The sequence below is a fragment of the Candidatus Burkholderia verschuerenii genome, from assembly GCF_001189365.1.
Lineage (GTDB): Bacteria > Pseudomonadota > Gammaproteobacteria > Burkholderiales > Burkholderiaceae > Caballeronia > Caballeronia verschuerenii.
Map to the genome: position 1 here is coordinate 1 of NZ_LFJJ01000089.1, position 20,063 is coordinate 20,063.

17 protein-coding genes and 6 pseudogenes are annotated in these 20,063 nt (G+C 65.5%); 13 read left to right on the forward strand and 10 right to left on the reverse strand.

Features of this window, described 5'->3' with window-relative positions; translation table 11 throughout:
- Nucleotides 1–264, reverse strand: a 264-nt coding sequence (locus tag BVER_RS16015) for an FAD-dependent monooxygenase (protein WP_157056078.1), incomplete at its 3' end; no start/stop codon positions are given.
- A gap of 45 nt (nucleotides 265–309) precedes the next feature.
- Between BVER_RS16015 and BVER_RS16020 the strand changes: the two genes are divergently transcribed.
- A complete protein-coding gene (locus BVER_RS16020) occupies nucleotides 310–810 on the forward strand; it encodes a MarR family winged helix-turn-helix transcriptional regulator (protein ID WP_050454166.1) in 501 nt (166 codons plus the stop codon).
- Between the two features lie 80 nt (nucleotides 811–890).
- Nucleotides 891–2,166: pseudogene (locus tag BVER_RS16025) on the forward strand (acyl-CoA dehydrogenase family protein).
- Here BVER_RS16025 and BVER_RS16030 read toward each other — a convergent pair.
- The 4 genes from BVER_RS16030 to BVER_RS16045 all read right to left on the reverse strand — a co-directional run bounded on the left by BVER_RS16030 (nucleotide 2,100) and on the right by BVER_RS16045 (nucleotide 5,741).
- Nucleotides 2,100–2,996 carry a substrate-binding periplasmic protein gene (locus BVER_RS16030; protein ID WP_050454167.1) on the reverse strand — a complete coding sequence of 299 codons (897 nt, stop codon included), beginning with the start codon at nucleotides 2,994–2,996 and terminating at the stop codon, nucleotides 2,100–2,102. The pseudogene BVER_RS16025 and the gene BVER_RS16030 overlap by 67 nt on opposite strands.
- Nucleotides 2,989–3,744 carry an ABC transporter permease gene (locus BVER_RS16035; RefSeq protein WP_232316574.1) on the reverse strand — a complete coding sequence of 252 codons (756 nt, stop codon included), beginning with the start codon at nucleotides 3,742–3,744 and terminating at the stop codon, nucleotides 2,989–2,991. Before BVER_RS16035 ends, BVER_RS16030 begins: the two co-directional genes overlap by 8 nt.
- Nucleotides 3,745–3,996: 252 nt before the next feature.
- Nucleotides 3,997–4,656, reverse strand: coding sequence for an ABC transporter ATP-binding protein (locus BVER_RS16040; protein WP_370444258.1), 660 nt, complete (start codon nucleotides 4,654–4,656; stop codon nucleotides 3,997–3,999).
- A complete protein-coding gene (locus BVER_RS16045) occupies nucleotides 4,653–5,741 on the reverse strand; it encodes an ABC transporter substrate-binding protein (RefSeq protein WP_083452208.1) in 1,089 nt (362 codons plus the stop codon). Before BVER_RS16045 ends, BVER_RS16040 begins: the two co-directional genes overlap by 4 nt.
- A 491-nt stretch (nucleotides 5,742–6,232) precedes the next feature.
- Between BVER_RS16045 and BVER_RS16050 the strand changes: the two genes are divergently transcribed.
- From BVER_RS16050 to BVER_RS16070, 5 genes and pseudogenes are all read left to right on the forward strand, one after another.
- A complete protein-coding gene (locus BVER_RS16050) occupies nucleotides 6,233–7,609 on the forward strand; it encodes an ABC transporter substrate-binding protein (protein WP_232316573.1) in 1,377 nt (458 codons plus the stop codon).
- A complete protein-coding gene (locus BVER_RS16055) occupies nucleotides 7,606–8,598 on the forward strand; it encodes an ABC transporter permease (RefSeq protein WP_050454169.1) in 993 nt (330 codons plus the stop codon). The genes BVER_RS16050 and BVER_RS16055 overlap by 4 nt, the downstream gene beginning before the upstream one ends.
- On the forward strand, nucleotides 8,595–9,461 hold the full coding sequence (locus BVER_RS16060; protein WP_050454170.1) for an ABC transporter permease: 867 nt from the start codon (nucleotides 8,595–8,597) through the stop codon (nucleotides 9,459–9,461). The genes BVER_RS16055 and BVER_RS16060 overlap by 4 nt, the downstream gene beginning before the upstream one ends.
- Nucleotides 9,458–10,552, forward strand: a complete 1,095-nt coding sequence (locus tag BVER_RS16065) for an ABC transporter ATP-binding protein (protein WP_083452209.1) — start codon at nucleotides 9,458–9,460, stop codon at nucleotides 10,550–10,552. The genes BVER_RS16060 and BVER_RS16065 overlap by 4 nt, the downstream gene beginning before the upstream one ends.
- Nucleotides 10,545–11,048, forward strand: a pseudogene (locus tag BVER_RS16070) (ATP-binding cassette domain-containing protein); the annotation flags it as partial. The gene BVER_RS16065 and the pseudogene BVER_RS16070, both read left to right, overlap by 8 nt.
- A 34-nt stretch (nucleotides 11,049–11,082) precedes the next feature.
- Here BVER_RS16070 and BVER_RS30210 read toward each other — a convergent pair.
- Nucleotides 11,083–11,958, reverse strand: a pseudogene (locus BVER_RS30210) (TauD/TfdA dioxygenase family protein); the annotation flags it as partial.
- A gap of 190 nt (nucleotides 11,959–12,148) precedes the next feature.
- Here BVER_RS30210 and BVER_RS35635 point away from each other — a divergent pair.
- Nucleotides 12,149–12,397, forward strand: a pseudogene (locus BVER_RS35635) (rhodanese-like domain-containing protein); the annotation flags it as partial.
- An 11-nt stretch (nucleotides 12,398–12,408) separates the two neighbouring features.
- On the opposite strand, the gene BVER_RS35640 reads toward BVER_RS35635, so the two are convergent.
- Both BVER_RS35640 and BVER_RS35645 read right to left on the reverse strand, forming a co-directional pair.
- Nucleotides 12,409–12,753 carry a hypothetical protein gene (locus BVER_RS35640; RefSeq protein WP_332309115.1) on the reverse strand — a complete coding sequence of 115 codons (345 nt, stop codon included), beginning with the start codon at nucleotides 12,751–12,753 and terminating at the stop codon, nucleotides 12,409–12,411.
- Between the two features lie 16 nt (nucleotides 12,754–12,769).
- Entirely contained in the window at nucleotides 12,770–13,177 is a 408-nt protein-coding gene (locus tag BVER_RS35645) for a hypothetical protein (protein WP_332309116.1), read from the reverse strand.
- A gap of 127 nt (nucleotides 13,178–13,304) precedes the next feature.
- Here BVER_RS35645 and BVER_RS35650 point away from each other — a divergent pair, with 127 nt between their 5' ends.
- Nucleotides 13,305–13,778, forward strand: a complete 474-nt coding sequence (locus tag BVER_RS35650; RefSeq protein WP_332309117.1) for a rhodanese-like domain-containing protein — start codon at nucleotides 13,305–13,307, stop codon at nucleotides 13,776–13,778.
- A gap of 6 nt (nucleotides 13,779–13,784) precedes the next feature.
- Here the strand turns inward: BVER_RS35650 and BVER_RS16090 are convergent.
- A pseudogene (locus BVER_RS16090) lies at nucleotides 13,785–15,113 on the reverse strand (LLM class flavin-dependent oxidoreductase).
- An 86-nt stretch (nucleotides 15,114–15,199) separates the two neighbouring features.
- Nucleotides 15,200–15,508: a hypothetical protein gene (locus BVER_RS16095; protein WP_050454173.1), complete on the reverse strand. Its 309-nt coding sequence runs from the start codon at nucleotides 15,506–15,508 to the stop codon at nucleotides 15,200–15,202.
- Nucleotides 15,509–15,720: 212 nt separating this feature from the next.
- Between BVER_RS16095 and BVER_RS16100 the strand changes: the two genes are divergently transcribed.
- The 4 genes and pseudogenes from BVER_RS16100 to BVER_RS16115 all read left to right on the forward strand — a co-directional run bounded on the left by BVER_RS16100 (nucleotide 15,721) and on the right by BVER_RS16115 (nucleotide 20,056).
- The gene (locus BVER_RS16100; protein ID WP_050454174.1) at nucleotides 15,721–16,695 is read left to right on the forward strand and encodes a LysR family transcriptional regulator; all 975 of its coding nucleotides are present in this window, start codon (nucleotides 15,721–15,723) and stop codon (nucleotides 16,693–16,695) included.
- A gap of 99 nt (nucleotides 16,696–16,794) precedes the next feature.
- Nucleotides 16,795–17,793 (forward strand): 4-hydroxythreonine-4-phosphate dehydrogenase PdxA, encoded by a 999-nt coding sequence (locus BVER_RS16105; RefSeq protein ID WP_332309118.1) that lies wholly within the window; start codon nucleotides 16,795–16,797, stop codon nucleotides 17,791–17,793.
- An 80-nt stretch (nucleotides 17,794–17,873) separates the two neighbouring features.
- A pseudogene (locus tag BVER_RS16110) lies at nucleotides 17,874–19,188 on the forward strand (MFS transporter).
- Nucleotides 19,189–19,453: 265 nt separating this feature from the next.
- On the forward strand, nucleotides 19,454–20,056 hold the full coding sequence (locus BVER_RS16115) for a beta propeller repeat protein (protein WP_050454175.1): 603 nt from the start codon (nucleotides 19,454–19,456) through the stop codon (nucleotides 20,054–20,056).
- The last annotated feature ends 7 nt before the right edge of the window (nucleotides 20,057–20,063 follow it).

The following is a 20,063-nucleotide window of genomic DNA, read 5'->3' on the forward strand; positions in this document are numbered from 1 at the left end:
ATCGGCATGACTGCCGTCGTCGCGATATTCGCGCTGCGGCGGATACGCGCCGCCCGTCGCCACCAGCCGGTCGATCAGGCCGAGGGCGTCGAAAATCTCCTGCGTGCGCGGCTGAATGCCCTTGCCGCGCGAGCCCTGAAACGGCCCGTCGCGCTTTTCGATCACGCGAAACGGCACGTTCCGGCGTGCCAGTTCGATGGCAAGCGTCAGGCCCGCCGCGCCCGCGCCACAAATCAGGATGTCCGTGTCCGCATTCTTCGTCATGGTTCACTCCGATATGTGTAATATGCACACAACAGGAGGAATGGTATGTCGTCGAAACAAAATATGCAAGATGCACATATTTCCGGTCGTATCCGCGAACTGCATCTCGCGTTGATCCGCATCGTCGGGGTGATGAATCGCCCGGAGGTGGACGAGCGCATGGTTCAGGCGTCGGGCATCGCGCTCGATCGCGCGCTGTTTCCGGTGCTGGTGACGGTCGAGCGCTTCGGTCCGATCGGCATGGTCGATCTCGCCGGACGCGTGGGCCGCGACCACACGACGATGAGCCGCCAGGTCGGCAAGCTCGAAAGCCACGGTCTGGTCGAACGGCGTGCCGACGAAACCGATGGCCGCGTGCGCCGCGTCGTCGTCACGCCGAAAGGCAAGGCGATGACCGATGCCGTCGATCAGGCGCGCGAACGCATGGGCCGCGCGCTGTTCGCGGATTGGGAACAGCAGGAGATGGACGAATTCGTGCGCCTGCTGCGCAAGTTCGCGGAGGATATCGAGAAGCAGGCGTCGAGCGCGAAACCAGGCCGCCCATGACGTCATAACGATCGAACGAATGCTTCGTTGCGTCGCGCGCGGCGCATGCCTAACGTGCGGGTTTGATTCCGAAGCTCATCATGACCGCACACGCCCATCCGCATGCTCCCATCGATATCGCCGACGCCGCGCTGCTGTTCGGCGCCGATGCCCTCGTCCGACGCTTTCAGCCGGTGTTCGACCGGATCGCGGCGGGCGCGGTCGAGCGCGAACAGGGCCGCCGTCTCGCCCACGAAGAACTGAACTGGCTGCGCGACGCCGGTTTCACGCGCCTGCGCGTGCCGCGCGAATACGGCGGCGAAGGCATCACGCTGACGCAGTTGTTCGCGCTGATCGCGCGTCTGGGCGAAGCCGATTCCAACCTGCCGCAAATCCTGCGCGTGCATGGCGGTTTCGTCGAAGGGCTGATCGAGAGCGGTAACGAAGCGCATCGCGAGCACTGGTTCGGACGCGTGGTGCGCGGCGCGATCGTCGGCGGCGCGGTGTCGGAGCGCAGCGGACAGACGCGCAACACGCTCGCCGCCACGCGCGACGGCAGACGATCTCGTCCTCGACGGCGAAAAGTACTACAGCACCGGTTCGCTCTACGCCGACTGGATCGATGCCTCCGCGCACGACTGCGAGAGCGACGTGCGCGTGCTGATTCCCGCCGATACGCCGGGCCTCGAGCGCGTCGACGACTGGGACGGCTTCGGCCAGCGCCTGAGCGGCAGCGGTACCACGCGTTTTCACGATGTCCGCGTGCCCGCCGCGCAGTTGCACAAGCGTTTCGACGCGAGCAAGCCGCGCCGCGACACGCTTCAGACGCCTTACTACCAACTCGTGCATCTGGCGAATCTGTCGGGCATCGGGCGCGCCGTGCTGAGCGACGCCACGCGCTTCGTCCTCGAGCGCACGCGGACCTTCGGCGTGCCGGGCGCATCGAGTCCGCGCGACAATCCGTTGGTTCAGCGCGTGATCGGCAGACTCGCGAGTCTCGCTTATTCGACGCAGAGCATCGTCGCGTCGCTGGCGGCCTCGCTCGATGCGATCGGCACGGCCCGCGCACTCGGCACCGCCGATACCGATGCCTATATCCGCCTCGATATTCAGGCGTTTCAGGTGCAGCAGATCGTCATCGAGCAGACGCTGGAAGCCGCGACGCTGCTATTCGAAGTCGGCGGCGCATCGGCGACGAGCGAAACGCGCCGCTTCGACCGCTACTGGCGCAACGCGCGCGTGCTGGCATCGCACAATCCGGCGAGCCTGCGCGAAGCGGCCATCGGCGCGTTCTATCTGAATGGCGACGGTCACGACGAGCGCTTTAGCACGCCGAAAACCGACGTCAGTGACAGTACAGATCGTTCTGCACGTTGAACATCTCGAAGGCGAGGCGCGTTGCCTCGTCTTCGCGCACGGTCGCGAGCCAGCGCTGCCGCCGCCATCCTTGCACGATGCGATCGACGAACGCCGCGCTCGCCGTATCGCCGCCCGCCGACGCGATATATGCCGGTTGTGCCGCGACATCGCCGGGCAAGGTGCGGTAATACGCCCAATCCCCAATCGGCTTGCTTCAGCAGCTTGCGGATCACCAATTCGTCGTCGATCAGCGCGGCGCAATCGCCGGCCTGAAATGCGAGCAAGGCATCGAGCGGGCGATCGAACGACAACACGTCCGCATGCCCGCGCCGTGCGCCGCGCGCGGCATACGGACTGCCTCGCGCGGCGCAGATCGACCGGCCCGCGAGATCGCGCCAGTCTTTCACCGTGCCGTGACGCAGCACCAGCGCGATCCCGCGTCCCGACGTGTAGGCGGTCGGCGCGAACGCAACCGCTGCATCCGGCGCGAACGGCAAACCGGCAATGGCGATATCCGCGCCACCGCCGGCGATGGTGGTGCGCGCGGCATCGGTATCGGCGAGGATCAGGCGAAGCGGAAGGCCCGCCTGCCGCGCGATGTCTGCGGCCAGCGCGGCGGCGTAGTCATCCGGCGCGCGCACCGTGCGATCGACGTGGCCGACGTTGAGCGTCGGCGCGGGCCGCGACGGCACCGCCACGACCAGCACGCCGCGCGCGACCGCCTGCGCAAACGGCCGTTCGTCGCGATCGAAGCGGCTCGCCGCCCACACGCCGATGCACAGCAACGCCGCCGCGCAGACCGCGCGCCAATCGCCGGCATGCGTCGCGACGACGCCGCCTTTAGCCATTCTGCGCAAGGCCCACGCGCCAGCGCAGCAGCCGCCGTTCGAGCATCGACAGGCTCTTGTTGATCAGCAGCCCGAACAGCGCCAGCAACACGATGCCCGCGTACATATCGGGAATCTGAAACGTTTCCTGCGAATTGAGCGTGTAGAAGCCCAGCCCCGACCGCGCGCCGATCATTTCCGCCGCGACCAGCGCCGTGATGCTGTACGCGCCCGCGAGCCGGATGCCGGTCAGAATCTCGGGCAGCGCGGCGGGCAGCACGACCTTCGCGAAAATGAAGCCTTGCGTCGCGCCCATCGTCCGCGCGCAGTCGATAAACACGCGCTCGACCTGCTTTACGCCGGAAATGGTATTGAGCGGCACCGGCCAGAACGCCGCCCACACGATAATCGCGATCTTCGACGATTCGCCGATGCCCAGAAACAGCATGAACACCGGAAACAGCGCGAACGCCGACACCTGCCGCAGCAACTGATAAAGCGGATCGACGATGCGTTCCGCGCGCCGGAACCAGCCGAGCGCGAAGCCGCACACGACACCGCCGATCACCGCGAGCAGCAGTCCGCTGATCGAGCGTAAGGCGCTCGCGCCGAGATGCTTCCAGACTTCGCCGCTATCGACGAGATGCGCGATCGCTACCGCCACCTGCGACGGCGGACTCAGATACGCCGGACTCACGATCCCGAGCCGCGGCAGCAATTCCCACAGCAGTGCGAACACGATCAGCGCGATGGAGCGCTCGAACGCGATCCTGACGCTCGCGCGCCGCCGACGCGTGCCCGGCTGCCAACGTCGCGCCCGTCGTGCATTCGCGCCGATGAAGATTGAAACCACACCGTCCTGTCTGGCCACCTTAAGCCTCCGTCAATGTAAGCGCGTCGCGCTCGTCGGCGAGTTCGCGTTTGAGACTCGCCCACGCACGCTGACGCAAGGCGACGAACACCGCGCCATGCCGAATCGACGCATCGCGCTAACGCGGCAGATCGACCTCGAGAATCTCCTTCACGCGACCCGGCCCGCGCCCCATAATCGCCACGCGATCCGCCAGAAAGATCGCCTCGTCGATGCTGTGCGTGACGAACACCACGTCTTCGCGCTCTGCTCCCAGATGCCGAGTAACTCCTGTTGCAGCGTTTCGCGAGTCTGCGCATCGAGCGCGCCGAAGGGTTCGTCCATCAGCAGAATGTCGGGACCGTAGGCGAGCACGCGCGCGATCGCCACGCGCTGACGCATGCCGCTGGAGAGCTGATGCGGATAGTGATCGGCGAAATCGAGCAGGCCGACCAGACGCAGAAAGCGCTCCGCTTCGAGGCGTCGCTGGGCGCGCTTCACGCCGCGAATCTCCAGTCCCGTCTCGACGTTCTTGCGCACAGTGCGCCACGGAAACAGCGCATAGCCCTGAAACACGAAACCGAGCTTTCGTCGCGCGGCGTGGACCGCTTCGCCATCGACGGACAGTTCGCCCGAGGTCTGCGGCGCGAGACCCGCGAGCACGTTCAGAAAGGTGGATTTGCCGCATCCGCTCGGCCCGAGCAGCACGAAAAATTCGCCTTCGCGCACGTTCAGATCGAAGCCGTCGAGCACCGTATGGCTCGTGCCGGTCGCTTCGTTGGCGTAGGTCAGCGAGAGATCGCGCGCGACGATCTTGTCCCGCGCGCTCATGACGGATTCCCCTTCGGCGGCACCGTCGCGACGGCGGTTGCCTGCTTCGCGTACGGATTGAATTCGTTGGTGTAGACATCCTTGACGGCGACCTTGCCCTTCGGAATCTTGCCCGCCTGTTCGAGGATGTCGATGTAGTACTGAATCGGCGCCTCGGTGACGACCAGATCCTTCACATAGGCATAGCGCTCGACCAGTTTTTCGTCGATGCCGAGCCGCTCCGCCGTCAGCTTGCGCGCTTCGTCGGGATGCGCATTGACCCAGTTCCCCGCCCGCGCGATGGCCGTCACGAAGTCCTTCACCGCCTGCGGATGCGCCCGCGCGAACGCGCCGTTCACGCTGTACGGCGCCATGCCGCCCAGACCACGATCCTCGTCCCAGTCGCTCCAGAGCTTGTGCAGTTGCGGATCGGCTTCGGCAGAACCGGAAAACGGCGGATGGATGATCGCGATATCCACGTTCTTCGTCACCAGCGCCTGCTGCGACTGGTTATCCGGCACGACCAGCCAGTTCACCTTCGACACATCCACGCCGTTCTGCGACAGATATTTCTTCGTCACGAACTCCGCGCACGCGCCGAAGCTGTTGAACGCGACCGTTTTGCCCTCGAAGTCCTTTGGCCCGCGAATGCCCGAGTCCTTGCGCGTGAAGTACTTCATGTGCGGCGCATCGGGCAAGGTCTCGCCGCCCGCCGACACCACCTTGATATCCGTGCCGCTGGCGATCGCGGAAATGACCAGCGGCACCATGCGCGTGCCGAAATCGATCTCGCCGGTGCCAACGAGCGGAATGATCTGCGGCGCGGAGATCTTGCCGACATACTTCGGACGCATACTGGTGCCGTCGAAATAACCGAGCTTGTCGGCGAGATAGACGAGATCGAAAGCCGGGTTGTCGGGATACTTGAAATACGTGATTTCCTGACGGCTCGACTGCGTATTGACGTTCGACGCCGCTTGTGTCTGCTCCTGCGCGGGCTTGCAGCCGCCTAGCAGCGCAACGGCAATCGCCGCGCTCGCGGCAAGCGCTGACAGACCGGCCACACCGGCAACACGCGGCCGGCGATGCGTAAAAGACGCCTTCATAGGATCGGATCGTGGAAGTGAGAAAGAGGGCGCGAGATGTCGCCTCGTACGGCGATTCTTACGCCGCGCCGCACGCGATCAAACCAACGAAACGCCATTTCTTCATCGATGCGAGCGTGGAAAGCATTCCACCGCGCCGCTGATGGCGTTCGTACATTTAATACGTTCCGATGCGGCATCGCCCGCTCTAGCATGCTCAGTTCCAACGGCCGGAGCCCTTTCCGGCTGCAACGTTTCGTCCTCGCACATGCCAACCCGTAGAGAATTCCTCGTCAAAAGCAGCGCTTTTGCAGGCGCCGGCCTGCTCGCCGATTTCGCATCGATCGCACAGAACACGGCGCACGCCGCGGCCGGTCCCACCATGCTCGTCGCCAATACGCTGCCGGAACCGGCCGGGCTCGCCTCGGGCTCGACGCCCGCGAATCCGACCAATGTGGTATCGAGCAATCTATTCGATGGCCTGATTTACCTACGACGAGAATTTCAGGCCGGTGCCGCAACTGGCGAAATCGTGGACCGAATCCGCGGATCGCCGCACCATCACGTTTACATTGCGCGACGACGTGAAGTGGCACGACGGCACGCCCTTCACTTCGGCCGACGTGCAGTACTCGATCATGGAAGTATCGAAGAAGGTGCATCCGATCGCGCGCCCGACCTTCGCGCAGATCACCGCCGTCGATACGCCCGATGCGCATACCGCCGTGTTCCGGCTCGCGCAGCCTTCGCCGGTGATCTGGGCGTATCTAGACACGTCGTCCGCATTCATCTTCCCGAAGCATCTGTACGCCGGCACCGATCCGCTGACGAATCCCTATAACGCCAAGCCGGTCGGCACGGGCGCGTTCGTGTTCAAGGAATGGAATCGCGGCAACTTTATCCGGCTCGCGAAAAATCCGGACTACTGGGATCACGGCAAGCCGCGCGTCGACGAACTGATTTTCCGCATCATTCCCGATGCCAGCGCGCGCAGCGTCGCGTTGCAAAACGGCGCCGTGCACTACGCGCCGCTCACGCCGGTCTCGCTGATCGAGGCGCGGCGGCTGGAGCAAAACCCGAATCTGGTCGTCGATTCGAAAGGCTGGCGCTCGAACGCGCCGATGTTCTTCATGGACTTCAATCTGCGGCAGAAGCGCTTTCAGGATGTGCGCGTGCGCCGCGCCATCGCGCATGCGATCAACACGAAGCAGCTCGCGCAAGCCGTGTTCTACGGCTTCGCCACGCCCGCGACCGGACCCGTGCCGAGTTACCAGAAGAATTTCTACACGGCGGATACGCCGCAATACGCCTACGATCCCGCGCGCGCCGAAGCCTTGCTGGACGAGGCCGGTTTGCATCGCGACGCGAGCGGCGTGCGGCTGCGCTTCAATCATCTGAACCATACTTACGGCGAGGATTATCAGCGCGCGGGCATGTTCATCCAGCAGCAATTGAAGCGCATCGGCGTGGAGGTGACGCTCGTCAACTACGACCTGCCGACGTATCTGCGCAAGGTCTTCACCGAGCACGATTTCGACACGATGAGCGCGTTCTACGCCGCCTTCGCCGATCCGCAGATCGGCGTGATCCGGCGCTTCTGGTCGAAGAACATCATCGCGGGCGCGGCGTGGAGCAACGGCTCGGGCTATGCATCGCCGGAAATGGATGCGTTGATCGAAACGATCCAGACCGAGCAGGATCCGCAGCGCCGCACGCAGGCGATCCATCAGTTGCAGTCGCTGGCGCAGCGCGACGTGCCGTCGATCAATCTTGCCGAACTCAAATTCTTCCGCATCTACTCGAAGCGTTTGCAGAACGTCAATACGACACCGATCGGCGTGTACGCGTCGCTCGACGACGTGGGTCTCGGCGCGCCCGCCGCGTCATGAGCACGACGCCGCGCAAGCCCTGGCCGTATCCGCTGCGGCGCGCGATGCAGGCGCTGCCGCTGATCGTCGTGATCGCGGTGAGCAACTTCTTCTGGCTGCGTCTCGCGCCCGGCGATCTCGCCGATGTCATCGCCGGCGAAGCGGGCGCCGCGACGCCCGAATATATGGCGGAATTGCGCCGCCAGTTCGGCACCGATCAGCCGCTCGCGATCCAGTTCGCCGCGTATCTGAAGCGCCTCGCGCACTTCGATCTCGGCTGGTCGTTCCGCTACAACGAATCGGTCGTGCATCTGATTCTCGAACGCCTGCCCGCGACCGCCTTGCTGCTGGTGAGCGCGCTGGTCATCGCGCTCGTGATCGGCTGCGCGGCGGGCACGCTCGCGGCGGTATCGCGCTGGCGCGCGCTCGACGTGGCGGTCTCCGTCATCTCGACGCTCGGCTTCGCGACGCCGCTGTTCTGGCTCGGCCTCATGCTGATGGTGCTGTTTTCCGCGCATCTGCACTGGCTGCCGTCGGGCGGCATGACGACGCTCGGCGCGGCCACGCACGGCTGGGCATATATCGGCGACGTCGCCACGCACATGGCGATGCCGGTGTTCTGCCTCGCCGCCTACTATCTCGCGATCTACGCGCGGCTGATGCGCGCATCGGTGCTCGAAGTCGCCGGACTGGATTTCGTGCGCACGGCGCGCGCCAAGGGCGTCTCGCGGTTTCGCACGGTGCTCTCGCATGTGGTGCCGAACGCGCTGCTGCCCATCGTCACGATGAGCGCGCTGCAGTTCGGCACGCTGCTGAGCGGCTCCGTCGCGATCGAAACCGTGTTCAGCTGGCCCGGCCTCGGGCAGCTCGCGCTCGATGCGGTGTCGTCGCGCGATCTCAATCTGTTGCTCGGCATTCTGTTTGTCAGTTCGCTGCTGGTGCTGGCCGTCAATCTGCTGGCGGATCTGGCGTACGGCTGGTTCGATCCGCGTATCGAGGTGGAGCGATGAGCCGGTCCGTTACCGCTATCCGCGCAGTAGGTACCGCGCGCGAAGCGCCTTCGCTCGTCGCGGGCGCGCTGCTGTTTCTCGCCGTGCTCGGCATCGCGCTGAGCGCGCGGCATCTCACCGCTTACGATCCGATGGACATGGTCGGCATGCCCTTCGTGTGGCCGGGCGCGGAAGCTGGCTTTCCGCTCGGCACCGACATGATGGGACGCGACATCCTGAGCGGCATCGCCTATGGCGCGCGCGTGTCGCTCGAAATCGGCATCGCGGCGGGCGTGCTGGCGGCGCTCGCGGGCGCGGCGATCGGCGCGGTCGCGGGCTTCTACGGCGGCTTCGTCGACGAAGCGCTGATGCGTCTCACCGAATTCTTCCAGACCATGCCCGCGCTGCTGTTCACCATCGTGATGGTGGTGGTCGTGCGGCCGAGCGTGGCGACCATCGTGCTGTCCGTCGCGCTGACGAGCTGGCCGCAAGTGGCGCGGCTGGTGCGCGCCGAAGCGCTGCGCGTGAGCCGCGCGGAATACGTGCAGGCGGCGCGCGTGATCGGCATGAGTCGCGCGCGCATCGTTTTCACGCATGTGTTGCCGAATGTGATGACGCCCGCCGTCGTGATGATCTCGATCCTCGCTGGCAACGCGATCCTCACCGAAGCCGTGCTGTCCTTCCTGGGTCTCGGCGATCCGAACGTCATGACCTGGGGCAGCATGATCGGCTCGGGGCGCGAGGCGCTGCAAACCGCGTGGTACATGACGGCGATTCCCGGCGGCGCGGTGCTCGTCACCGTGTTGAGCCTGAATCTGCTCGGCAACGGCCTGAACGATCTGGCCAATCCGCGCCGTCGCGGCGCGCGGCGAGGTGGCATATGAGCGCATCGCCGCTGCTGTATGTGAAGGACCTCAACGTGGCGTTCGCCTCGCGCGATGGCGGCGCGGCGCGCGCGGTCGACGGTTTGTCGCTCGACATCGCGGCGGGCGAAACGCTCGCGCTGGTCGGCGAATCCGGCTGCGGCAAGTCCACCACCGCGCTCGCGCTGATGGGCCTGCTCGACGCGCCCGATGCACGCGTGAGCGCCGCGCAACTGCGCTTCGGCGGCACGGATCTCGGCGCGCTCGACGAACGCGGCTGGCGCGCGTTGCGCGGCGGCGGCATCGGCATGATCTTTCAGGATCCGCTGTCGGCGCTCAATCCGGTGCGCACGATCGGACGGCAGATCGTCGAAGCGCTGACGCTGCATCGCGGCGTGCGCGGACGCGTGGCGCGCGGCGAGGCGCTCGAACTGCTGCGGCTGGTCGGCATCCCCGAACCCGCGCGCCGCTACGACGATTATCCGCACCGGCTCTCGGGCGGCATGCGTCAGCGCGTGCTGATCGCGATGGAGCAGGCGGGCGAACCGCGTCTGCTGATCGCCGACGAGCCGACCACCGCGCTCGACGTCACCATTCAGGCGCAAATCCTCGCGTTGCTCGCGTCGCTGCAGAAGCAGACCGGCATGGCGCTGCTGCTGATCACGCACGATCTGGGCATCGTCGGTCAACTGGCGCATCGCGTCGCGGTGATGTACGCCGGACGCAAGATCGAGGAGCGTCCCGTCGATGCGCTGTTCGATGCGCCGCTGCATCCGTACACGCAACGGCTGTTGCGCACGCGTCCGTCGCCGACGCATGCGGCAAGCGAACGCACGCGGCTCTCCGAAATCCCCGGTGCGGTGCCCGCGCCCGGACTCGCGCCCGGCGGATGCGCATTCGCGCCGCGCTGCGCCTTCGCCCAAGCGCGCTGCCGCGACGACGTCCCCGATTGGCGCGCCATCACCGAACGCGACGAACGCGACGAACACGACGAACACGACGAACACGACGAACACGACGAACACGACGAACACGACGAACGCAACGGCGGCGTGCGCTGCGTGTGCGCCGACGAATCCCCACTGATCGATGCGAGGCATGTTCATGCTTGATATCCAGCGCCTCAGCGTGCGCTACCGGACCCGGCGCGGCGTGCTGACCGCCGTCGACGACGTCACGCTCGCCGTCGCGCGCGGCGAAACCGTCGGGCTCGTCGGCGAATCCGGCTGCGGCAAGAGTTCGCTCGGCCGCGCGCTAGTGCGCCTGATCGACAGCGATCAGGACGAAGTGCGGCTCGACGGCGTCGATATCGCCCGGCTCGATGCACGCCGTCTGCTGCCGTGGCGCAAGCGCATTCAGATGGTGTTTCAGGATCCGCTGTCCGCGCTCGATCCGCGCAAGACCGTGCGCAAGACCTTGTCGCTGCCGCTCGAACTGCATCGCATCGGCACGCGCGCGGACCGGCGGCAACCGATCGACGCGCTGCTCGAACAGGTCGGCCTCGCGCCGCAACTCGCCGATCGCCTGCCGCACGAACTGTCGGGCGGACAGCGGCAGCGCGCCAATATCGCGAGGGCGTTGTCGATCGATCCGGATATCGTCGTGTGCGACGAACCGGTGTCGGCGCTCGATGTCTCCTTGCGCCTTCGATCGTCGTGCGATACAGCTTGCGACGCAGATGATCCGGCGTGCCGGCGGCGAGATGCATCAGCGAGCGGTTGTCCCAGAACACCATGTCGCGCGCCGCCCAGCGATGGCGATAGACGAACTCCGGCTTCACGCTATGCGCGAAGAGTTCGTCGAGCAACGCGCGGCTTTCGTCCTCGGGCAAGCCGACGATACGCGTCGTGAAATGCTCGCTCACGAACAGCGCGCGGCGTCCCGTCTCCGGATGCGTGCGCACCACCGGATGCACGACCGGTTTCACCTGCGCGATCTGCTCCGCCGTGAGATTCGGCCGCCACGGACTGCGCTGCTGCAACTCGGCATAGCGTGCGAGATACGTATGCTCGGCGCGCAGTCCCGAGATGGCATCGCGCAGCGGCGCGGGCAAGGCATCGTAGGCGGCGTGCATGTTGGCGAACAGCGTGTCGCCGCCTTCGGACGGCAATTCCTGCGCGTGCAGCATCGAGCCTAAACTCGGCGTCTCCTTGTACGAGAGATCGGAATGCCAGAAATGACCGGCATCCCCGAGACCGATCGGCTTGCCGTTCTCGGTGATATTCGACACGATCAGCACTTCGGGATGATCCGCGAGACCGAACTGACGCAGCACGTGAATCTGCAACGGCCCGAAGCGCCGGCTGAAGGCGATCTGCTGCGCGGGCGTGATGCGCTGATCGCGGAACACCAGCACATGATGATCGAGGTGCGCGCGATGAATGCGGGCGAAATCCTCGTCGGTGAGCGGCACGCTCAGATCGAGCCCGACGACTTCCGCGCCGAGCGGCGCATCGAAGGCATGAATGGCGATATCGGTTGCAAGCGTCACGAAAGGTCGAAGCGTCGAAAAGAGAATCGGCTCAATCTACCGCCGCGCGCGCGGGCTGCCAATCAAGCATTTTCGATAGCCATAGCAGCATCGGCGATATGCAAAGCAGGCGCGCCGGAAACGCCGCGAATATGGTTGACGATTGCTTGGTTCGAAAAGCCAGGCGCGGTTTCTAGAATGGCGAATCCCGAATTCGACCGATGCCCGTCCGAACTCCATGCCCTTCGCTCCCGACGCGTTCCGCTCAATCGATGCCCGCACCCTGCGCCGCCAACTTAACGACGGCGACGGCGACGAAATCGCCCTGCTCGACGTGCGCGAAGCCGGCGAGTTCGGCGAGGGCCATCCGTTCTTCGCGATTCCGCTGCCGTTCAGCCGCCTCGAACTCGATGCGCCGCGTCTGTTGCCGCGCCAGAGCGTGCGCATCGTGCTCGTCGATGACGACGGAAAAGCCGCGGCGCGTCTGCATCGGCTCGGTTACGGCGATATCTCGATTCTCGACGGCGGCGTGCAGGCGTGGCGCGACGCCGGCTTCACGCTATTTCGTGGCGTCAACGTGGCGTCGAAAACCTTCGGCGAACTGGTCGAACACGAATACGGCACGCCGCATGTGAGCGCGGCGCAATTGCAGCGATGGCGCGCCGAACGCGGCGGCTGTCCGCTCGCGCTGATCGACGGACGCACGCGCGAGGAGCATCGCCGGATGGCGATTCCCGGCGCCGTCTGCGTGCCGAACGGCGAACTCGCCGCGCATATCGACGCCTTCGCGGGCGCGCCGGATACGACCATCGTGATCCATTGCGCGGGGCGCACGCGCAGCATCGTCGGCGCGCAGACGCTACGCAATCTCGGCATCCGCCGCGATGTGTTCGCGCTCGAAAACGGCACGCAGGGCTGGTCGCTCGCGGGCTTCGAACTCGAACGCGGCAGCACGCGCAGTTATGCCGATACACCATCGTTCGCTCCCGGCGGGCTTGCACGAGAACGCGCGCAAGCGCTGGCGCGGCGCTTCGGCGTCGGCACGCTCGACGACGCGACGGCCCGCGCCTGGCTTGACGACGCGCGCCGCACGACCTATCTCTTCGACATCCGCACGCCGGAAGAACATGCCCGCGACGGCCTGCCGATCGCCACGCACGCGCCTGGCGGCCAGCTCGTGCAGGCGAGCGATCACAGCATCGCGGTGCGTCGCGCGCGGATTCTGCTGATCGACTACGACGGTATCCGCGCGCCGGTCGTCGCGCATTGGCTGGTGCAACTCGGCTTCGAAACGGCGTTGGTCGATGCATCGATCGCATCGTGCTGGACCGCGCGCGAGCACGTCGAACCGCGCATCGACGACACGGCGATTCCGTCGCCCCCCCGCCGATGCCGTGATCCTAGATCTGCGCGGCAGCGCGGCGCACGAAGTCGCGCGGCCCGCCGGTTCGCGCTGGACGATCCGTCCGCGCGTGTCTCAAACCTTGCGCGATGCCGACGCGCATCACGCCACGCCGCTCGTGCTGTTCTCCGATGCCGCCACGCGCGATGCCACCCGCCTCGTCGCCAACGATCTGCGCGAGGCCGGTTTTCACGACGTGTCGGAATTCACCGGCGGACTCGATGCGTGGACGAACGCGGGCCTGCCGGTGGATCGCATCGCCAAGGTGTTGCCGCAAGCGGAGCGCATCGACTATCTGTTCTTCGTGCACGACCGGCACGACGGCAATCTGGATGCCGCGCGCGCCTATCTCGACTGGGAAACCGGCCTGATCGCGCAATGCGAACCCGATGAACTGGCGGCGTTCCGCGTCGGCGAAGCGGCAATATCCGCGCATCGCGCCGAAGCGGACGCGCAGATAGGCTGAACAAGCTTAGCGCTCGAAAAACCGGTTGACGGGTCGCGGCAAACCGAGATGATCGCGCAAGGTCGCGCCTTCGTACGCGCGCCGGAAGATGCCGCGCCGCTGCAATTCGGGCACGACCTGCTCGACGAAATCGTCGAGGCCTTCGGGCAGATACGGAAACATGATGTTGAAACCGTCGCTGCCTTCTTCCACCAGCCACTGTTCCATTTCGTCCGCGATATCGGCCGCCGTGCCGATCATCTGCAAGCCCGCGTAACCGCCGACGCGCTGCGCCAGTTGACGCACCGTGAGGTTCTCCGCGCGCGCCATCTCGATGACCCGCTCGCGCGCGCTCTTGCTCGCGTTGGTCTCGGGAATCTCGGGCAGCGGCCCGTCGAGATCGAACGACGAGGCATCGTGTCCGAGCGCGATCGAAAGCGACGCGATGCCGCTTTCGTCGTGCACGAAGGTATCGAGCAACGCGCGCTTCTCTTGCGCCTGCTCGCGCGTCTCGCCGACCACGACGAACGCGCCCGGCAGAATCTTCAGGTGATCGCGCTTGCGGTCGGCCTTATCCATGCGCGCCTTGACGTCCGCATAAAAGCGCTTGCCGGCGGCGAGGCTCGATTGCGCGGTAAAGACCGCGTCCGCCGTTTCGGCGGCAAGCTGTTTGCCCGCCTCCGACGAACCCGCCTGCACGACGATCGGCCAGCCCTGCACCGGCCGCGCGATATTCAGCGGCCCGCGCACCTGCAAATACTCGCCGCGATGATCGAGCACATGCAACTTGTCGGGATCGAAGAACAGGCCGCTTTGCTGATCGCGCACGAAGGCGTCGTCGGCCCAGCTATCCCAGAGGCCCGTGACGACATCGTAGAACTCGCGCGCGCGGCGATAGCGCTCGTCGTGCTCCATATGTTCTTCGCGGCCGAAGTTGCGCGCGGCATCGGGATTCGATGTCGTGACGAGATTCCATCCCGCGCGGCCTTCGCTCAGATGATCCAGCGACGCGAAACGCCGCGCGATGTGATACGGCTCGTCGAAGGTCGTCGATGCCGTCGCGACCAGCCCGATGCGCTCCGTCACCGACGCCAGCGCGGACAGCAGCGTGAACGGCTCGAAGGATGTCGCGGTGTGGCTGCGCTTGAGCGCATCGACCGGCATGTTCAGCACGGCCAGATGATCCGCCATGAAAAACGCATCGAAACAGGCTTTTTCGAGCGTCTGCACGAAGCGCTTCAGATGCGCGAAGTTGAAGTTGGCATCCGCGTAAGCGCCCGGATAACGCTATGCGCCCGTGTGCAGGCTGACCGGGCGCATGAACGCGCCGAGATGAAGTTGTCGGGATGAAGACATGTGAAGTGGCGAGCGAGTTTGACGTCGCCACACGGTACTCCAGGTCGTAAAAAGCCGCTCGATACGCCGGGTCTACCGCACGACGATCACGCCGCGAATTGCCGGATATCCGTCACCGCTACAACCGATGGCGCGCTCAGCGAATCGGCCATCGCCTTCAGCGCGACAAGCCGCACGCGTTGCGCCGCAAGCAGCATGTGCCCGCTTTCGAGCGCGCCGACACGCGCCTGCCAGTATTCCGACGTGAAGCCCGACGCGAGCGGACGCGCATCGGCGTGCGCGCCTGCGAGATACGTCAGGATCGATTCGAGATGAAGCAGTTCGGCTTCGGCATCGCGCGAAGTGCGTTTGAGCGGCTGGGACGGTGCAGCCTTGGCGTGAGCGATCTTGTTCATTTTTATCGCGTCCTTTTTGTGAGTTCTAGTGCGAAGAGAACTCGCAAGCCGTGTGCCGCTGGCGTGTTTTCACGACGAATGGGCGGATGTGGACGGCTATTTGCCCATCAAAACGTTTGCAACTCCACCGGATTGCGGCTCGTTCTTATTCCGGCATAAAAATCCAAAAAAACGCGCATGCATCGACGCGCCGGATTTTCAAACTAGAATCGATGCACCCCCTTTTTTCCCGTCATGCCGTGTTCCGTCGCGCCGACCGTCTCCAGTTCGATCTCACCACGCTGCGTCTGTTCGAGGCGACCGCCGAAATCGGCGCGATCACCAAGGCCGCCGAACGGCTCGCGCTCGCGCCCGCCGCCGCCTCGCGACGCATCAGCGAACTGGAGGCGCAGTTCGGCGTCGCGCTGTTCGAGCGGCGTCCGCACGGCATGGCGCTCACCGACGCGGGCCGCGCGCTGCTCGCCCACGCGCGCAGCATGATCCACTCCGCCGCGCGCATGGCCGACGATGCCTCCGCGTTCCGCCAGGGCGATCGCGGCATCGTGAAGATCGCGGCGTGCACGTCCGCCGTGCTGCAATTCCTTGCCGACGATATCCAGCGCTGCCACGCGACGCATCCGGGCATCGATATCGATTTGCAGGAACTGAACAGTCATGGCGTGATGCAGGCGCTCACGCGCGGTCTGGTCGATATCGGCATCTACGAAGCGTCGCTCGGGCGCCTCGAATTTCCGACGCGCGTGTATCGCGAGGACCGGCTCGTCGTGCTGGCGACGCCGCATCATCCGCTCGCGACGCGCAAGGCAGTCAGCGTCGACGATATCCTCGGCTGCGACGTGATCGGTCTCACCGAAGGCTTGGCCATTTCGATCGCGCTCGGACGGCTCGCGAATCAGGCGGATCGGCCGTTGCACATGCGCATTCGCGTGGGCAGCTTCGACAGCATGACGGCGATGGTCGCGGCAGGCGTCGGCATCGGCGTGATGCCGCGCGGCGTGGCGCGCGCGCTGGCGACGGGCAAGCGCTTCCGCATTCTGCTGATCGCCGATGGCAACGACGTCGAAGGCATCTGGCCGACGCGGCAGTTCCTGCTCTGCCATCTGCCCGCCGACGAGATCTCTTCATCGACGCTTTCCATACTGGATCTGCTCGCGCAGCAGGTTTCGCAAAACGCGAAACCTGCGTAGCCGAATGAGCGATGGCCACGCGCGGCGATTGTCCTTATCGTAGGCAATCGCCTCGCTTGTATAACGAGCTTCTTCCACCGCCATCGCTTTCAACACTACATGTCCGATCAACCCGTTCGTATCGCGCTCAGCATCGGCGACCCCGCCGGCATCGGCGCGGAAATCATCGCGCGTCTGCTGGCCGATCCCGCCACGCACGCCAATGCGCACATCACGCTCATCTCCAATCGCGAAGCGCTCGCCCGCGGCGCGGCCGCCGCGGGCGTGCCCGTGCCGCAAGCATCGGACTGGCTCGATATTCCCGAGTGGGCCGGCAGCGACGCCGTGTTCGCGCCCGGCGTGATCGGCGAGGCGAGCGGCCGTTTCATGCTCGATTCGCTGACGCTCGCGGTGCGCATGGTGCAGCAAGGCCAGGCCGATGCCGTGTGTTTCGGTCCGCTCAACAAGAGCGCCTTGCGCGCGGGCGGCATGAAGGAAGAAAACGAGATGCGCTGGTTCGCGAAGCTGCTGGAGCATCGCGGCGTGTGCGGCGAACTCAACGTGCTCGATCCGCTGTGGACCGCGCGCGTGACCTCGCATATTCCGCTCAAGGATGTCTCCGCGCATCTGTCGCCGCAAGCGGTGGCGGACGCCATCGGCATGCTGACGGCGGCCTTGCGCGCGTCGGGCAACGAGGCGCCGCGCATCGGCGTGTGCGGGCTGAATCCGCATAACGGCAATCACGGCAACTACGGCAGCGAAGAGGCCGACGTCATCGAGCCGGGCATGGCGCTGGCGCAGTCGCGCGGCTTCGCATCGTCCGGGCCGTATCCCGCCGACACCATCTTCCTGCGCGCCCGTGCCGCCGAACTCGACGGCATCGTCACGATGTATCACGACCAGGGGCAGATCGCGACCAAGCTGCTCGGCTTCGACGTCGGCGTGACGGTCGAAGGCGGCCTGCCGATTCCGGTGACAACGCCCGCGCACGGCACGGCTTACGACATCGTCGGCCAGGGCAAAGCCAGCGCCACCGCGATGGCGCGCCTTCGATCTCGCCTGCCGGATGGCGCGCTCGAAGCAAACCGCGCACATCGCGGCCGTCTGAGCCAAGCATAAAAACGACCGACGGCGCGACACGAGCCGCATCGGCAATCCTCTCCGGAGGAGACATGAATTCGCCCATGAATTCGCATTCGATGCGTCCCGCGCGCACGCAAGTCCAGCGCGTGATCCTCGCGCTGTTGTGCGCGATGTCGTTCATCCTGTATCTCGACCGCGTCAATCTCGCGGCCGCCGCCGGTCCGATCAAGGCGGAACTCGGCCTGTCCAACACGACGCTCGGCATAGCGTTTTCCGCGTTCGGCTATACGTACGCGATCTTTCAGATCATCGGCGGATGGCTCGCGGATCGCATGGGCGCGCGTCGCACGCTGCTGATCTGCGGCTCGATCTGGGTCGTCGCGACCATCGCGACGGACGGGTCTCGTCGGCGGGCTCGCGTCGCTGTGCGCGGCGCGGCTGCTGCTCGGTATCGGCGAAGGCGCGGCGCTGCCGGCGCAGGCGCGCGCCATCGCCAACTGGTTTCAGACCAAGGATCGCGGCTTCGTGCAGGGCATCACGCACTCGTCGTCCCGGCTCGGCAACGCGGTCGCGCCGACGCTGGTCGCGCTGCTCGCGACGCTGTATTCGTGGCGTCTGTCGTTCATCATCGTCGGGGTGATGACGGCCGTGTGGATCGTGCTGTGGGTGCTGTATTACCGCGACGATCCGCGCGCGCATCGCAGCATCAACGAGACCGAACTCGCGCTGCTGCCGACGCAAATCGCCTCGCAATCGCAGACGCGCGCGGCGACGCCGTGGCGGCGCATCCTCGGCCGCATGTCGCCGTCGATCTTCGTGTACTTCTGCCAGGTGTGGAGCAATACGCTGTTCTTCAGCTGGGTGCCGCTGTACTTCCTGCACGGCTACGGCCTGAACCTGAAGGAATCGGCGATTTTCTCCTCGGGCGTGTTTCTCGCGGGCGTCGTCGGCGACGTGCTCGGCGGCCTGTTGAGCGACCGCGTGCTCAAGCGCACCGGCAGTCTCAGGCTCGCGCGTCAGGGCGTGATCGCGTTCAGTCTGATCGGCGCGTTCGCCTTCATGATTCCCGTGATGATGAGCCGCGATCTCACCATCGTGACGACGTGTCTGTCGGGCGCGTTCTTCATGCTGGAGCTGACCATCAGGCCGATCTGGGCCGTGCCGATGGACGTCGCGCCGCAACACGCGGGCACGGCGAGCGGCATGCTGAACACGGGCGCGGCGCTCGCGACCATCATCTCACCGGTCGTGTTCGGCGCGGTGATCGATGCCACCGGCAACTGGAATCTGCCGTTCGCGGGCTCGCTGCTGTTCCTGCTGCTCGGCACGGCGATGACGCTGAAGATCCGCCCGGATCGTTCGATCGACACGCGCGCCGACGATGAACCTCACGTCGCGCGACGCGAGCCCGAAGTGAAGGCGGGACGCTGATCGCCGCGCGCGGCAACGAAGATGAAAGGCGCATCACGTAGCATCGCCGGACGATGTGCCTGCATGCAATCATCTTCGGAGGCTGGATTGGAAACTTACATTCTCGTCGGGATCGGTCTCGCGATCGGTCTCGGCATCGCGATCTGGGGCATCTGGAATCTCAGGTGATCCCACAACATGGACAGCGCTCATAGCCGGCATGCGACGTGCGACGGCGGACTCGATCCGCCGATCAACACCGTCCACTTCCACGGAGACTTCGACCGTGCGCCCGAACCGGCTCGTTCTATTCGCGTTGTCCTGCCTGCTCGTTTTCTTCGCCGGATGCGGCGGCGGTTCCTCGTCGCCGAGTACGCCTACGACCATCGGCAAGACCGCGATACCGGAAAGCACGCTCTATCCTCGCGTCGTGCGCCTGAGTCATGCACCGGCAGCCGATAACGGCAAGCTGATCGCCAGCGCCGGCGGCATCTTCCAGAGTGTGGACAACGGCGCGACCTTCACGCCGCTGAGCACGGTCGCGACCGTCACGGGCAGCAAGCCGCGCTGTTGCGCGACGCTCTTCGAGATGCCCGTCACGGTCGGTGCACTGCCCGCCGGAACGCTGCTGCGCGCGGGCTCGTACTGGTCGGGCGCGTCGCCCGCCATCGAAATCTATATCAGCACGGATCAGGGCAAGACCTGGAGTTACTACGACACGCCCGCGATTCGCGGCGACGGCCTGCAAGGCGGTCTGTGGGAGCCGGAATTCAGTAGTCTGGCCTGCAAAATTGAATTTGCCGGAATGGACCCGACGACGCAGTCTGGTGCAGACGTAAACGCACATCTCAGCCAGGTCTGCAGCGCACGAGTAGAGGTTGAGGCATGACGTTGAG

What these genes read in the sequence shown, in the direction of transcription:
- BVER_RS16065 (WP_083452209.1), top strand. Translation starts at nt 9,458, where the DNA reads ATGAGCGCATCGCCGCTGCTGTATGTGAAGGACCTCAACGTGGCGTTC.
- BVER_RS16030 (WP_050454167.1), bottom strand. Translation starts at nt 2,996, where the DNA reads ATGGCTAAAGGCGGCGTCGTCGCGACGCATGCCGGCGATTGGCGCGCG.
- BVER_RS16040 (WP_370444258.1), bottom strand. Translation starts at nt 4,656, where the DNA reads ATGAGCGCGCGGGACAAGATCGTCGCGCGCGATCTCTCGCTGACCTAC.
- BVER_RS16045 (WP_083452208.1), bottom strand. Translation starts at nt 5,741, where the DNA reads ATGAAGGCGTCTTTTACGCATCGCCGGCCGCGTGTTGCCGGTGTGGCC.
- BVER_RS16100 (WP_050454174.1), top strand. Translation starts at nt 15,721, where the DNA reads ATGCACCCCCTTTTTTCCCGTCATGCCGTGTTCCGTCGCGCCGACCGT.
- BVER_RS16105 (WP_332309118.1), top strand. Translation starts at nt 16,795, where the DNA reads ATGTCCGATCAACCCGTTCGTATCGCGCTCAGCATCGGCGACCCCGCC.
- BVER_RS35640 (WP_332309115.1), bottom strand. Translation starts at nt 12,753, where the DNA reads ATGCTGCGCGTGCGCCCCGCGCAATGGATCACGATGGTCGTATCCGGC.
- BVER_RS16055 (WP_050454169.1), top strand. Translation starts at nt 7,606, where the DNA reads ATGAGCACGACGCCGCGCAAGCCCTGGCCGTATCCGCTGCGGCGCGCG.
- BVER_RS16095 (WP_050454173.1), bottom strand. Translation starts at nt 15,508, where the DNA reads ATGAACAAGATCGCTCACGCCAAGGCTGCACCGTCCCAGCCGCTCAAA.
- BVER_RS16060 (WP_050454170.1), top strand. Translation starts at nt 8,595, where the DNA reads ATGAGCCGGTCCGTTACCGCTATCCGCGCAGTAGGTACCGCGCGCGAA.
- BVER_RS35645 (WP_332309116.1), bottom strand. Translation starts at nt 13,177, where the DNA reads ATGCGCGACGACCGGCGCGCGGATACCGTCGTAGTCGATCAGCAGAAT.
- BVER_RS16020 (WP_050454166.1), top strand. Translation starts at nt 310, where the DNA reads ATGTCGTCGAAACAAAATATGCAAGATGCACATATTTCCGGTCGTATC.